The sequence below is a fragment of the Nocardioides eburneiflavus genome, assembly GCF_004785795.1.
Lineage (GTDB): Bacteria > Actinomycetota > Actinomycetes > Propionibacteriales > Nocardioidaceae > Nocardioides > Nocardioides eburneiflavus.
The window spans coordinates 4,690,041-4,703,118 of record NZ_SRRO01000001.1 but is presented as its reverse complement, the minus strand read 5'-3'; the positions used below and the strand labels follow the sequence as shown (position 1 = coordinate 4,703,118).

The 13,078-nt window shown below is 69.2% G+C and carries 10 protein-coding genes, 2 tRNA genes, 1 pseudogene and 2 other annotated features; of the genes and pseudogenes, 8 read left to right on the top strand and 5 right to left on the bottom strand.

Features of this window, described 5'->3' with window-relative positions:
• Nucleotides 1–31: 31 nt before the first annotated feature.
• Complete coding sequence (locus tag EXE59_RS22110; protein WP_135840818.1) at nucleotides 32–673, top strand: sulfotransferase family 2 domain-containing protein; 642 nt, start codon at nucleotides 32–34, stop codon at nucleotides 671–673.
• On the opposite strand, the gene EXE59_RS22105 is transcribed toward EXE59_RS22110, so the two are convergent.
• Nucleotides 661–1,524: a 3-methyladenine DNA glycosylase gene (locus EXE59_RS22105; RefSeq protein ID WP_135841472.1), complete on the bottom strand. Its 864-nt coding sequence runs from the start codon at nucleotides 1,522–1,524 to the stop codon at nucleotides 661–663. The two genes, EXE59_RS22110 and EXE59_RS22105, sit on opposite strands and share 13 nt — an antisense overlap.
• A gap of 92 nt (nucleotides 1,525–1,616) precedes the next feature.
• Here EXE59_RS22105 and EXE59_RS22100 point away from each other — a divergent pair, with 92 nt between their 5' ends.
• From EXE59_RS22100 to EXE59_RS22075, 6 genes are all read left to right on the top strand, one after another.
• Entirely contained in the window at nucleotides 1,617–2,984 is a 1,368-nt protein-coding gene (locus EXE59_RS22100) for a pyridoxal phosphate-dependent decarboxylase family protein (RefSeq protein WP_135840817.1), read from the top strand.
• A gap of 22 nt (nucleotides 2,985–3,006) precedes the next feature.
• Complete coding sequence (locus EXE59_RS22095; protein WP_135840816.1) at nucleotides 3,007–3,819, top strand: fumarylacetoacetate hydrolase family protein; 813 nt, start codon at nucleotides 3,007–3,009, stop codon at nucleotides 3,817–3,819.
• 22 nt (nucleotides 3,820–3,841) lie between these two features.
• Nucleotides 3,842–5,308: a glutamate--tRNA ligase gene (gene gltX / locus EXE59_RS22090; RefSeq protein WP_135840815.1), complete on the top strand. Its 1,467-nt coding sequence runs from the start codon at nucleotides 3,842–3,844 to the stop codon at nucleotides 5,306–5,308.
• Between the two features lie 7 nt (nucleotides 5,309–5,315).
• The gene (locus EXE59_RS22085; RefSeq protein WP_135840814.1) at nucleotides 5,316–6,323 is read left to right on the top strand and encodes a CPBP family intramembrane glutamic endopeptidase; all 1,008 of its coding nucleotides are present in this window, start codon (nucleotides 5,316–5,318) and stop codon (nucleotides 6,321–6,323) included.
• 72 nt (nucleotides 6,324–6,395) lie between these two features.
• A tRNA-Gln gene (locus EXE59_RS22080) sits at nucleotides 6,396–6,467 on the top strand.
• An 88-nt stretch (nucleotides 6,468–6,555) separates the two neighbouring features.
• Nucleotides 6,556–6,628 (top strand) — tRNA-Glu (locus EXE59_RS22075).
• Between the two features lie 195 nt (nucleotides 6,629–6,823).
• Here the strand turns inward: EXE59_RS22075 and EXE59_RS25195 are convergent.
• Together EXE59_RS25195 and EXE59_RS22065 are read right to left on the bottom strand one after the other, a co-directional pair.
• A pseudogene (locus EXE59_RS25195) lies at nucleotides 6,824–7,876 on the bottom strand (tyrosine-type recombinase/integrase); the annotation flags it as partial.
• Nucleotides 7,877–7,914: 38 nt separating this feature from the next.
• Nucleotides 7,915–8,145: a helix-turn-helix domain-containing protein gene (locus tag EXE59_RS22065; protein WP_135840813.1), complete on the bottom strand. Its 231-nt coding sequence runs from the start codon at nucleotides 8,143–8,145 to the stop codon at nucleotides 7,915–7,917.
• Nucleotides 8,146–8,347: 202 nt separating this feature from the next.
• Here EXE59_RS22065 and EXE59_RS22060 point away from each other — a divergent pair.
• Nucleotides 8,348–9,588, top strand: a protein-coding gene (locus EXE59_RS22060; protein WP_135838094.1) for an IS3 family transposase whose coding sequence is annotated in 2 segments (ribosomal slippage) — nucleotides 8,348–8,630 and nucleotides 8,630–9,588 — 1,242 coding nt in all. Because the reading frame shifts where the segments join, the coding sequence is not laid out codon by codon here.
• Nucleotides 8,629–8,757: a sequence feature (AL1L pseudoknot), on the top strand. It overlaps the preceding gene by 129 nt.
• A 691-nt stretch (nucleotides 9,589–10,279) precedes the next feature.
• Here EXE59_RS22060 and EXE59_RS22055 read toward each other — a convergent pair.
• Nucleotides 10,280–11,520 (bottom strand): IS3 family transposase gene (locus EXE59_RS22055; protein ID WP_135838094.1). Its coding sequence is split into 2 segments (ribosomal slippage): nucleotides 10,280–11,238 and nucleotides 11,238–11,520, totalling 1,242 coding nucleotides; the frame shifts between segments, so codons are not numbered across the junction.
• Nucleotides 11,111–11,239: a sequence feature (AL1L pseudoknot), on the bottom strand. Its footprint overlaps the gene before it by 129 nt.
• Nucleotides 11,521–11,646: 126 nt before the next feature.
• The gene (locus tag EXE59_RS22050) at nucleotides 11,647–12,900 is read right to left on the bottom strand and encodes an IS256 family transposase (RefSeq protein WP_135837333.1); all 1,254 of its coding nucleotides are present in this window, start codon (nucleotides 12,898–12,900) and stop codon (nucleotides 11,647–11,649) included.
• Nucleotides 12,901–13,078: the final 178 nt, after the last annotated feature.

Genomic DNA, 13,078 nt, shown 5'->3' with positions numbered 1-13,078 from the left:
CCCCCGCGGGTCGACGGATAGGGTCGTGCCCGTGATCGCGTCCCACCAGCACCGCTTCGTGTTCCTCAAGACCCGCAAGACCGCGGGCACGAGCGTGGAGATCGCGCTGTCGAAGGTGTGCGGCCCCGACGACGTCATCACCGAGATCAGCCCGGAGGACGAGGAGCTCCGCCGCGCCGCCGGCGGCCGGCCGCCCCAGAACTTCCAGTCGCCGCCGCTGCCGCGCAAGGCCTACAACCACATGGGCGCCAAGGCCACGCGCGACCTCCTGGGCGCCGACGTGTTCGACGACTACTTCACCTTCGCCATCGAGCGGAACCCGTGGGACGCGGTCGTCTCGCTCTACTTCTGGAAGTACAAGGACCGCGACGAGCTGCCCGACTTCGAGACCTACGTCCAGGAGATCTGGATCGAGCAGCTCGCCAACAACCGCCGGCTCTACCGGATCCGCGGAACGATGGTGCTCGACCGCGTGCTGCGCTACGAGAACCTCGACGACGAGCTCCAGGAGGTCTGGGACCACCTCCGCCTGCCCGGCGCGCCCGACCTGCCGCGCGCCAAGGGCAACGCCCGCCCGGCCGGGCACTACCGCGAGCTCTACACGCCGACCTCGAAGCAGCGGGTCGCCGACGTCTTCGCCGACACGATCGAGGCCTTCGGCTACGAGTTCTGAGGCTGTCGGTCGAGCACGTCGAGCAGGCGCTCGCACTCGGCGACGATCCGCGCCCGCAGCGGCGCGCCGCGCTCGGCGAACCCGCGCTGCGCCTCGACGTACGCCGCCTTGCCCTCGGTCGTCTCGATCCGCACCGGCTCGAACCCGAGGTCGGAGAGGTCGTACGGCGCTGCGCGCATGTCGAGCACCCGGATGTCGCGGGCGAGCTCGAAGCAGTCGGCGACCAGGTCGCTGGGGACCATCGGCGTGAGCCGGAAGGCGTGCTTGTAGAGGTCCATCCCCGCGTGGAGGCAGCCCGGCTGCTCGAAGTCCGCGCGGTCGTCGCGTCCGGGCTGCAGCGTGTTGAGCGGCCGGGCGGTGGGGGTGAAGAACCGGAACGCGTCGAAGTGCGAGCAGCCGATCCGGTGCGACTCCACGACCGCGTCGGTGCCCTCCTGGCCGAGCCGCAGGGGCCAGTCGTGGCGGGTTCCGTGCTCGGCAGAGCGGTGCACCATCGCCCACTCGTGCAGGCCGAAGCAGCCGAGCTGCGGCGTCCGGCCCGCGGTCGCCGTCAGCAGCGTGTGCAGCTGTCGCAGCAGCGGGCGCTGCGAGGAGACGTACGCCTCGGTGACCGTCAGCGGGTCGCCGCCGTACCCCTTGAGCCCGGCGTACGCCTCCGCATCGGCCAGGGCCACGCCATACCCCGGGTGCCACCGGCGCAGCTGGGCCGGGCGCTGGGAGTAGTAGGTGAAGAGGAAGTCGTGCACCGGGTGCTTCACCTTCTCGGCCCGGCGCGCGAGGTGCGGCTCGAGGAAGACGTCGACGCGAGCGGCGTGGGCGTCTGCCCGCGCCCGCCACTCGGGTCCGGACATCACCTGCACGCGACAACGGTACGGCGACCGGGCGGTCCGGACCGCTTCGACGAACCCTCGACCCAGCCACCTCCGCGGGGGACACTGCCCGCATGGACCGCACCTCGGGCCTCGACCGCGCCCACCGGCACGCGGTCGGGTGGCTCGCCTCGCTCGCGGACCGACCGGTGCCGCCGTCCCTCACGACGGACGAGATGCTCGCGCGCCTCGACCGGCACCTCCAGGACGGTCCGACGGCCCCGGCGGACGTGGTCGACGAGCTCGCCGCCGCGTGCGAGCCCGGCCTCACCGCGATGCCCGGCGGCCGGTTCTTCGGGTTCGTCATCGGAGGCGCCCACCCGGCGGCGCTGGCCGTCGACTGGCTGGTCAGCGCATGGGACCAGAACGCCGGGCTGCGGATGCTGACGCCCGCCCACTCCGCCGTCGAGGACGTGGCCGAGGCGTGGGTGGTCGACCTGCTCGGCCTGCCGGCCGGCAGCGCCGTCGGGTTCGTCACCGGCGGCACGATGGCCAACTTCACCTGCCTGGCCGCGGGGCGTGACGCGGTGCTGCGGCGCGCGGGGTGGGACGTGGCCGAGCGCGGGCTCGTCGGTTCCCCGGGCGTACGGGTGCTCGTCGGTGCCGAGCGGCACGACACGATCGACCTCAGCCTTCGCTACCTCGGGCTCGGGGCGCCGGAACCGGTCGCGGTCGACGACCAGGGTCGCATCGAGGCGCCGGCGCTCGCGGCGGCCCTCGACGCCGGGGACGGTCGTCCCACGATCGTGTGCCTCCAGGCCGGCAACGTGCACTCCGGTGCGTTCGACCCCTTCGACGAGGCGGTGACCGCGGCCCACGACGCCGGTGCGTGGGTGCACGTGGACGGTGCGTTCGGCCTGTTCGCCGGCGCCTCCCCGCGCCACCGTCACCTCCTGGCCGGTGCGGAGCGGGCCGACTCGTGGGCCACCGACGCCCACAAGACGCTCAACGTGCCCTACGACTGCGGGCTCGCGATCGTGTCCGACCGGGCGGCGCTGCGGGCGGCGATGGGCATGCACGGCGACTACCTCATCCACGACGCGGCGGGCGAGCCCTTCGACAAGGTGCCGGAGATCAGCCGGCGGGCGCGGGCGTTCCCGGTGTATGCGGTGTTGCGGGCGCTGGGGCGCGACGGTGTCGCCGACCTCGTCGACGGCTTCTGCGACCACGCCGCCGCCTTCGCGGAGGGCATCGCCGCGATCGACGGGGCCGAGGTGCTCAACGACGTCGTCTTCACCCAGGTGTGCGCGTCCTTCGGTGACGGTGACGACCACCGCACCCGCGCCGTGGTCGAGGCGATGCTCGCCGAGGGGACCGCGTGGACCACGGGCTCGCGCTGGCACGACCGGGCGGTCCTGCGGGTGAGCGTGAGCAACTGGTCGACGACCGTCGACGACGTCGCCCACAGCCTCGCGGCGCTGAGGCGCGCGGCCGGTCGGTAGGCCCGCTGGATAGGGTCGGCGCATGCGCATCTGTCGGTTCAGCACGGGCGAGGAGCCCCGCTTCGGCGTCGTCACCGGCGAGGTCGACGAGTTCGGCCAGCCCGCCGAGGACTCGGTGGTCGTGGCCCTCGCCGGAGACCCCCTCTACGTCGGGGTCAAGGTGCTCGAGGAGCAGCACCGGCTCAGCGACGTACGACTCCTCGCGCCGATCATCCCGCGCAGCAAGGTCGTCGGCATCGGCCGCAACTACGCCAAGCACGCCGCCGAGCTCGGCAACGACGTCCCGTCCGAGCCGCTCATGTTCCTCAAGCCCAACACCACCGTCGTCGGTCCGGGCGACCCGATCTTCTACCCGCCGCAGACCAGCAACCTCCACTACGAGGGCGAGCTGGCGGTGGTCATCGGCCGCATCTGCCGGGACGTGCCCGCCGAGCAGGCGACCGACGTGATCTTCGGCTACACGATCGCCAACGACGTGACGGCCCGCGACCTCCAGAGGTCCGACGTGCAGTTCACCCGGGCCAAGGGCTTCGACTCCTTCTGCCCGCTCGGGCCGTGGATCGAGACCGACCTCGACCCGCAGGCGTTCGTCGACGGGCGCCAGGTCCAGACCTTCCTCAACGGCGACGTCGTCCAGGACGGGTCGACCGCCGACATGATCTTCGACGTGCCGACCCTGGTCGCCCACGTCTCCTCCGTGATGACGCTGCTGCCCGGAGACGTCATCCTCACCGGCACCCCCGAGGGTGTCGGGCCGATGCAGGTCGGTGACGAGGTCGAGATCTCGATCGTCGGCATCGGCGCCCTGACCAACCCCGTCGCCCAGCGCAGCTGACCACAGAGAGCCCACCATCGCCATGAGCACCCCCGTACGCGTCCGCTTCTGTCCCTCGCCGACGGGCTCGCCGCACGTCGGCCTGGTCCGCACCGCCCTGTTCAACTGGGCGTTCGCGCGCCACCACGGCGGCCAGATCGTCTTCCGGATGGAGGACACCGACAAGGAGCGCAGCACCCGCGAGTCCTACGACGCGATCCTCGAGCTGTGGCGCTGGCTCGGACTCGACTGGGACGAGGGCATCGAGGTCGGCGGCCCGCACGGCCCCTACAAGCAGAGCGAGCGCGGCGAGATCTACCGCGACGTCCTCGCCCGCCTGCGCGAGTCGTCCTACACCTACGACTGCTACTGCCGCAACGACGAGGTCGACGCGCGCCGCAAGGCGTCCGGCTCCAAGATGCAGGGCTACGACGGCTTCTGCCGCGACCTGTCCGACGAGCAGCGGGCCGCCTTCGAGGCGGAGGGGCGCGCGCCGATCGTGCGCTTCCGCATGCCCGACGGCGCGATCACCTGGGACGACGCCGTCCGCGGCGACATCACCTTCGAGTCCGAGAACGTCCCGGACTTCGCTCTCTCGCGCGCCAACGGCGACCCGCTCTACACGCTCGTCAACCCGGTCGACGACGCGCTCATGCAGATCACCCACGTGCTGCGCGGCGAGGACCTGCTCTCCAGCACGCCCCGCCAGCTTGCGCTCTTCGACGCGCTCGTCGAGCTCGGCGTCGCGACCACGGTCCCGGTCTACGGCCACCTGCCCTACGTCATGGGCCAGGGCAACAAGAAGCTCTCCAAGCGTGACCCCGAGGCGCACGCGCTCGCCTACCGCGAGCAGGGGTTCATCCCCGAGGGCCTGCTCAACTACCTCGCGCTGCTCGGCTGGTCGATCGCCGCGGACCGCGATGTGTTCTCGATGGCGGAGATGGTCGAGAAGTTCGACATCAAGGACGTCAACCCCAACCCGGCGCGCTTCGACCTCAAGAAGGCCGAGGCGATCAACACCTCGCAGATGCGCCTGCTGCCGCTCGACGACGTCACCCACCGGGCGCTGCCGTTCCTCAAGGAGGCCGGTGTCGTCAGCGACCCGGTCAACGACGCTGACGCGCAGATGCTCGAGCTGGCGATGCCGCTGGTCGCCGAGCGGATCAACAAGCTCACCGAGGCCGCACCGATGCTCGGCTTCCTCTTCGTCGACGAGTCCGACTTCGAGCGCGACCCCGACGACGTCGCCAAGGTGCTCGACGAGACCGGACGAGGCGTGGTCCAGGCGTCGTACGACGCCCTCTCGGGTCTGCGCGAGTGGTCGACCGCCGCGATCGAGGAGGCGCTGCGCGTAGCGCTGATCGAGGGCATGGAGCTCAAGCCGCGGGTCGCGTTCGGACCCGTACGCGTGGCCGTCACCGGTCGGCGAGTGAGCCCGCCGCTGTTCGAGTCGATGGAGCTGCTGGGCCGCGAGCGGAGCCTCGCGCGGCTCCAGTCGGCCCTGGCCTGATCCGCCCATGGCCCGCCCACTGCCGCCCGACTTCCAGCCGCAGTACCACCAGCTGCACCGCGTCGGCCGCCCCGGGGAGTGGCGCTCGATCGTGGGCGCGCTGCTCCTGCTGGTCCTGGTCTTCGGCGTCGTCCCGCTCGTCGTCGGCGGCGTCGCGTTCGCCGTCCTCCTGCTGACGGGCAGCAGCATGGAGGAGGCGGGTGGCGTCCTGGACGTCACGGCCGAGGCCACGCCGGCGGGGCTGGCCCTGCTCAACGCGATCATCGCCGCAGCGATCCCGCTGACGTTCCTGGTCACGTGGTGGCTCCACCGGTTGAAGCCGCGCTGGGTCTCGTCGGTCGCACCGCGGCTGCGATGGGGCTACCTCTTCGTCTGCGTGGGACTGTCGGTGGTGGCGCTCCTCGCCTCGCTGGGCGTCGGCCTGCTGCTGCCGGTGCAGGGTGGCGACGCCCCGGTCGGCGAGGTCAACGACTTCACCACCCAGACCCGCGACTTCATCATTGTGATCCTGCTGCTCACGCCGCTCCAGGCAGCCGGCGAGGAGTACCTCTTCCGTGGCTACCTGACGCAGGCCTTCGGCTCGTTGGTGTGGGGCCGACGGGCCTCGCAGGCGCTCGCCGTGCTGGTGCCGGCACTGGTCTTCGCGCTCTTCCACGGGCTCTCCCAGGACTGGCCCGTGTTCTTCGACCGCTTCGCCTTCGGCGTGGTCGCCGGCATCCTCGTCATCCGTACGGGCGGGCTCGAGGCGCCGATCGCGATGCACGTGCTCAACAACTTCCTCGCCTTCGGCCTCGCGCTCGCCTTCGGCGACCTGACCGCGGCGCTGAACGCCGAGGGCGGCGGCAGCTGGTGGACGATCCTGTCGACACTGACGCAGTCGCTGGTCTACCTCGGCCTCGCGAGCTGGGTGGCGCGCGCGATGGGTCTGGTCGACGTCGGACCGCCGGTCGGGGGAGCGTCGCTGCCGCCGCCCGCGGGGGACCCCGTTTTGGCCGTGCCGCCACCGCGCGTGTAACGTTCGGGGTCGTTCCGCAGTGGTCATCGCTGCCGGACGTCGTGGGTGGTCGGAGATGATCCGATACCCCCATGGGGTATGGTGTAATTGGCAACACGGCTGATTCTGGTTCAGTTGTTCTAGGTTCGAGTCCTAGTACCCCAGCAAGGTCCCGGCCCCTGGGTCAGGATTTGGAGCGACACTCCGGCCCCGCTAGAGTTCAGCTCCGTTGCTCCTCGGAGCAGCACCGCAAGCCCCCGTTGTGTAGCGGCCTAGCACGTCGCCCTCTCAAGGCGGTAGCGCCGGTTCGAATCCGGTCGGGGGTACAGCACGGAAAAGCGGCCCTGACCAGCGGAAACGCTGGGAGGGGCCGCTTCGGCATTTCGACCAGTATCGGGCTCGGGCAACACTGGGGCAACACGGGGCAACGCTCGCAGGGCGTCCCGACGCACCCGGGCGGCGGTGCGCGCGGCGTCGAGGGCATCGCCGACTTCGTCGAGACGGTCCTCGAAGAGGTGCCCGTAGGTGTCCAGCGTCATCGTCGCCGAGCTGTGGCCGAGCATCTGCTGGACGACCTTCACGTCTGCGCCGGCGGCGATGGCGAGGCTGGCCGCGGTGTGGCGGAGCTGGTGCGGGTGCAGGTCGGGGACGCCGATCGTCCTCGCCGCTGCGGTGAAGGCGGTGCGAAACGTGCTGACCCGCAGCGGCTGGCCGTTCCGGATGCCTGCGAACACCAGGTCGTCGGGTCGCTTGCCCTGCACGTGGACGGCGAGCTCGGCAGTCAGGAAGCGCGGGATCGGCACCTCGCGGCGCTGGTGGGTCTTGGTGCTGCCCCAGACGAGCCCCTGTCCCTGCACCGGGGTGACCGACTCGATGATGACGGCGCGGCTGCGGCGCAGGTCGAGCCGCCCGACGCGGAGCGCCGCCATCTCACCGAAGCGCGCACCGGTATAGGCGAGGAAGAGGACGACCAGCCGGTATGTCTCGTTGGCCCGGGTGTCGAGGCTGCTGTGCTTGCTCGGCTCCGCGGGATGGCCGGTCGCCATCGCCAGGTCATCGACCTGCTCGTGGGTGAGGTAACGGTGCTCGTGCCTGCCCACGCGCGGCAGGTTCACCCCGCTGGCGACGTTGCGCGCGAGCCGGCCGTCCTTGACCGCCATGTCGAGGACCAGGCTGAGGACCCGGTGGATCTTGTGAACGGTGGCGGGGGAGTGATCCTTGGCGAGCTCGGTCACCCAGGCCTGGACGTCGCCGTGGGAGACGTTGGCGAGCTTCACCCGGTCCCACTTCGGGTGGATGTGCTTGCGCAGGACGCCCTCGTAGCGCGATCGCGTGGTGGGTTTGAGATGTGCCTGTCCGTCGAGCCACCGTTGTGCCCAGTCGCCGACGGTGACCTTCGCGAGCGCCGGGTCGACGTAGGTCCCGACGATCTTGGCGCTCTCGACGCTGGCGAGGAACCGCTCGGCGTCGACCTTGCGCGTGAAGGTCTTGTTGCGCTGGGCCCCTGCGGGCGTCCGATAGTGTGCCCGCCACGAGGTCTGCCCGTCACGGATGCGCTTCTCGATGCTGGCCATGGTTCATCGTGCCTGTCGGGTCGGCCGGCTGTCGCCGGTCAGCCCCGTCCCTGGGGACGGTTGGTCTGTTCGGTGAGCCAGAGGACGAGGTCGGCTCGCCAGTAGCGAATGTGGCGGCCCACCTTGAAGCTGCGAGGGCCGGCCCCGAGGTGGCGCCAGTAGCGCAGGGTGCCTTCGGGGACGCGGAGGAAGACGCAGGCTTCCTGGAGGCTTAGCATCTCGTCGCCGGGGTTCTGGCGGGGTCGTGGGGTGTCGGGTTGTGCGGTCATGGCGGCCTCCTGGTGGGTCGGTTCGCGGTGACGTTCGTCGCCGGTCGTTGGTGGGTGGGTGTCTGTCGTCGAGAGGTACGCGTCCTAGGGTGCGCGCTGGGAGCACCAAAACTCGCCCGTCCTGTCCCGCCCGTCCTCAGGACGGGCGGTTTGAACCGCCCCGGGATGTCCGGAGAGCTGATTCGTTGGAAGGATCACTCTCATGGCACGTCCCTCGAAGTACCCGCCCGAGTTGCGTGAGCGCGCGGTGCGGATGGTGTTGGAGTCGCGTGTGGACTATCCGCACGAGGCGGCTGCGATCAGGTCGATCGCGGCGAAGCTCGGGATCACCTCGACCGAGTCGGTGCGCAAGTGGGTCAGGCAGGCCGAGATCGATGGTGGTGTCCGGGCCGGGAAGACCAGCGAGGAGCTGGCTGAGATCAAGGCGCTGAAGCGGGAGAACGCCGAGCTGCGGCGGGCGAACGAGATCTTGAAGAGCGCCTCGGCTTTCTTCGCGGCGGAGCTCGACCGCCCCAACAGGTATTGATCGACTTCATCGACACCCACAGGGCCGACTACGGGATCGAGCCGATCTGTCGTGTGCTCGCCGAGCACGGGATCAAGATCGCCCCGTCGACCTACTACGACGCCAGGGTTAGACGGCCCTCGCGACGTGCTCGGCGTGACGCCGAGATCGTCGCGGTGATCGCGGCCGAGAGGGGCCGGCAACGGCTGCTGGCGCGGTTCGGGTCACGCAAGATGTGGCTCCACCTACGCCGGCAGGGTCACGACGTGGCCAGGTGCACGATCGAGCGGCTGTACCGCCAGCAGGGCTGGGAGGGCGCACGACGGTTGAAGAAGGTCCGCACCACCATCGCCGATCCCGCGGCCGACCGTCCCCTGGATCGTGTGGACCGGCAGTTCTGGGCTGCGCGTCCGAACCAGCTGTGGGTTGCTGACTTCACCTACGTCGCGACCTGGTCCGGCACCGTCTACGTCGCATTCATCTTCGACGTGTTCTCCCGCCGCATCGTGGGCTGGCGGGCAGCGACGAGGATGACGACCGACCTGGTCCTCGACACTCTCGAGCACGCGATCTGGACTCGCCAGCAGGCCGGCATCACCGACCTGTCGGGGTTGGTCCATCACACCGATGCCGGGTCGCAGTACGTCAGTTTCGCGTTCACCGAACGGCTCGTTGACGAGGGCGTCGACCCTTCTGTCGGATCGGTCGGCGATGCCTACGATAACGCGCTCGCCGAGTCTCAGATCGGGCTCTACAAGGCTGAGCTGATCCGTCCCGAAGGACCTTGGCGCGGTGTCGAGCACGTCGAGCTCGAGACCCTCAACTGGGTCGACTTCTTCAACAACGAGCGCCCGCACGAGGCCATCGACGACCTGACCCCGGTCGAGGCCGAAGAACTTCACTACGCTGCAAGAAACCAGCTCACGCCGACCGGCTGAGCCACCAAACCCAGCCTCCGGAAACTCCGGGGCGGTTCAATGCGTGCCGCTGCGAAAGAAGAGGTTGGGGTAGCAGAAAGACAGCGATCTGGAGGAGATTCTGGGGGCCGTCGATGGTCAACGAAGGCAAGCGATCTGAGGGTAGGAGAAGCAGAAGGGGGAGTTCGCTGCGAGAGGAGCCGATTGAAGGGGTGAGCGTGTCTCTCGTAGAGCGACCCCGTTCCGGTGCCCTCACCGGACAGGGCAAACGGGACGCGAGAGAAGGCCGTGGCCTACCTGATCCCCCTCATCGAGCTGGGGCTTCCCGAGTCGCTCCCGACGCACTTCGCGTCTCGCCAGAGGTTCCTCCTGCGGGTGAACCCAATGCGGAGTATTGCACTGGCGGGGGAAGCGGCGAGGGGTGATGACCAAGGGTGAGTGAGACGTCGCGGCGCGCGACGCTCGGGTAGGTACGTCGCGCCGGTGCTCGCGGTCACCGCGCTACGCACCGGCGGTCTGGAGGAGGCCGCGCCCACCGAGAGCGACGTACCGGGAGCGACGCAGCCAACAAATTCGTCAGGCGGGTTGCGTACCGTCTCGACGGTAGTGACCTTCGGCTCTCATGTCCTCGATGGTCAGCTGCTGCGGGGGTCGAGTCCCCCGCGAAGAAGATTGAACCGCCCCGGAGTTTCCGGAGGCTGGGTTTGGTGGCTCAGCCGGTCGGCGTGAGCTGGTTTCTTGCAGCGTAGTGAAGTTCTTCGGCCTCGACCGGGGTCAGGTCGTCGATGGCCTCGTGCGGGCGCTCGTTGTTGAAGAAGTCGACCCAGTTGAGGGTCTCGAGCTCGACGTGCTCGACACCGCGCCAAGGTCCTTCGGGACGGATCAGCTCAGCCTTGTAGAGCCCGATCTGAGACTCGGCGAGCGCGTTATCGTAGGCATCGCCGACCGATCCGACAGAAGGGTCGACGCCCTCGTCAACGAGCCGTTCGGTGAACGCGAAACTGACGTACTGCGACCCGGCATCGGTGTGATGGACCAACCCCGACAGGTCGGTGATGCCGGCCTGCTGGCGAGTCCAGATCGCGTGCTCGAGAGTGTCGAGGACCAGGTCGGTCGTCATCCTCGTCGCTGCCCGCCAGCCCACGATGCGGCGGGAGAACACGTCGAAGATGAATGCGACGTAGACGGTGCCGGACCAGGTCGCGACGTAGGTGAAGTCAGCAACCCACAGCTGGTTCGGACGCGCAGCCCAGAACTGCCGGTCCACACGATCCAGGGGACGGTCGGCCGCGGGATCGGCGATGGTGGTGCGGACCTTCTTCAACCGTCGTGCGCCCTCCCAGCCCTGCTGGCGGTACAGCCGCTCGATCGTGCACCTGGCCACGTCGTGACCCTGCCGGCGTAGGTGGAGCCACATCTTGCGTGACCCGAACCGCGCCAGCAGCCGTTGCCGGCCCCTCTCGGCCGCGATCACCGCGACGATCTCGGCGTCACGCCGAGCACGTCGCGAGGGCCGTCTAACCCTGGCGTCGTAGTAGGTCGACGGGGCGATCTTGATCCCGTGCTCGGCGAGCACACGACAGATCGGCTCGATCCCGTAGTCGGCCCTGTGGGTGTCGATGAAGTCGATCAATACCTGTTGGGGCGGTCGAGCTCCGCCGCGAAGAAAGCCGAGGCGCTCTTCAAGATCTCGTTCGCCCGCCGCAGCTCGGCGTTCTCCCGCTTCAGCGCCTTGATCTCAGCCAGCTCCTCGCTGGTCTTCCCGGCCCGGACACCACCATCGATCTCGGCCTGCCTGACCCACTTGCGCACCGACTCGGTCGAGGTGATCCCGAGCTTCGCCGCGATCGACCTGATCGCAGCCGCCTCGTGCGGATAGTCCACACGCGACTCCAACACCATCCGCACCGCGCGCTCACGCAACTCGGGCGGGTACTTCGAGGGACGTGCCATGAGAGTGATCCTTCCAACGAATCAGCTCTCCGGACATCCCGGGGCGGTTCAGATCGAGGCCTCCGCAGGGTCGAGTCCACGGTCGTGGTGGATGAAGGGGCCACCGCGTGATCCGGTGGCTGCACTCTAGGCAGTGAGTGCGGCGGGTGTCAGGTCCTCCTTCTGGTCGGTGGTCTCGTTGGTGTTGATGAGTGCGATGCGGGAGCGTGCCAGGACGTCGAGTCCGAGGTAGCGGCGGCCCTCGGCCCAGTCGTCGTGCTGCTCGGCCAGGACGGCTCCGATGAGTCGGATGGCGGAGTTGCGGTCGGGGAAGATCCCGACGACGTCGGTGCGTCGGCGGATCTCGCGGTTGAGGCGCTCGTTGGGATTGTTGGACCAGATCTGGCGCCAGATCTCTTTCGGGAACGCGGTGAAGGCCAGGATGTCGGCGCGGGCTTCCTCGAGGTGCTCGGCCACGGCGGGGAGCTTCTCGTCCAGGGTGTCGATGACGCGGTCGAACTGGGCGTGCACGGCCTTGGTGTCGGGCTGGTCGTAGATCGAGTGCAGCATCGCCTTGACCCAGCCCCACGACGACTTTGGTGTCGCGGACATCAGGTTCGCCGCGTAGTGGGTGCGGCATCGCTGCCAGGCGGCACCGTCCAGGGTCGCCGTCATCGCGGCCACCAGGCCACTGTGGGCATCGGACGTGACGAGCTTGACGCCGCTCAGGCCGCGGGCGTTCAGGCCGCGGAACAGGGTCAGCCAGCCGGCCTCGGACTCGGCCGAGCAGATGTCCACGCCGAGGATCTCGCGGTGCCCATCGGCGTTGACGCCGGTCGCGACCAGGACGTGGGTGTTCACGACCCGCCCGCCCTCGCGGACCTTCATCGTCAACGCGTCCGCGGCCAGGAACGTGTACGGCCCGGCGTCGAGTGGCCGGGTGCGGAAGTCCTCCACGTGCGCGTCGAGCTCCTTGGCCATCACGCTGACTTGCGACTTCGACAACCTGGTGATGCCGAGGGTCTCGACGAGCTTCTCCATCCGCCGCGTCGACACCCCGAGGAGGTAGCAGGTTGCCACCACTGTGGTCAGGGCCCGCTCGGCCCGACGGCGGCGCTCGAGGAGCCAGTCGGGGAAGTACGAGCCCTCGCGCAGCTTGGGAATCGCAACCTCCATCGTGCCGGTGCGGGTGTCGAAGTCCCGGGTCCGGTAGCCGTTGCGGGAGTTGGTCCGCTCCGGGCTGCGTTCGCCGTAGCCGGCGCCGCAGATCGCGTCGGCCTCGGCCGACATCAACGCCTGCACGAACGTGGACAACATGGTCCGGAGTAGGTCGGGCTCGGCACGCGCCAGGTGCTCGGTCATGAACGTGGGCAGGTCAATAGAGTTGGGGTCGACGGTCATCGTGGTGACTCCTTCAGTCGCGCTTTCGCAGGTCTTCTGAAGGATCACGCGGTGGCCGTCGCTATGTCAGGACGCCACGCTCACGTCGGGCCCGTCGTACACCACGCCCATGGACTCAACTCCTCCGCAGGATCTCGTCGTCAGGCGCCGGACCCTTCAGTGCAGCGCGCACCTTCTT

Excerpts from the sequence above, each read along its gene's own strand:
- EXE59_RS22105 (WP_135841472.1), bottom strand. The coding sequence starts at position 1,524 with ATGTCCGGACCCGAGTGGCGGGCGCGGGCAGACGCCCACGCCGCTCGC.
- EXE59_RS22100 (WP_135840817.1), top strand. The coding sequence starts at position 1,617 with ATGGACCGCACCTCGGGCCTCGACCGCGCCCACCGGCACGCGGTCGGG.
- EXE59_RS22095 (WP_135840816.1), top strand. The coding sequence starts at position 3,007 with ATGCGCATCTGTCGGTTCAGCACGGGCGAGGAGCCCCGCTTCGGCGTC.
- gltX (WP_135840815.1), top strand. The coding sequence starts at position 3,842 with ATGAGCACCCCCGTACGCGTCCGCTTCTGTCCCTCGCCGACGGGCTCG.
- EXE59_RS22085 (WP_135840814.1), top strand. The coding sequence starts at position 5,316 with ATGGCCCGCCCACTGCCGCCCGACTTCCAGCCGCAGTACCACCAGCTG.
- EXE59_RS22065 (WP_135840813.1), bottom strand. The coding sequence starts at position 8,145 with ATGACCGCACAACCCGACACCCCACGACCCCGCCAGAACCCCGGCGAC.
- EXE59_RS22050 (WP_135837333.1), bottom strand. The coding sequence starts at position 12,900 with ATGACCGTCGACCCCAACTCTATTGACCTGCCCACGTTCATGACCGAG.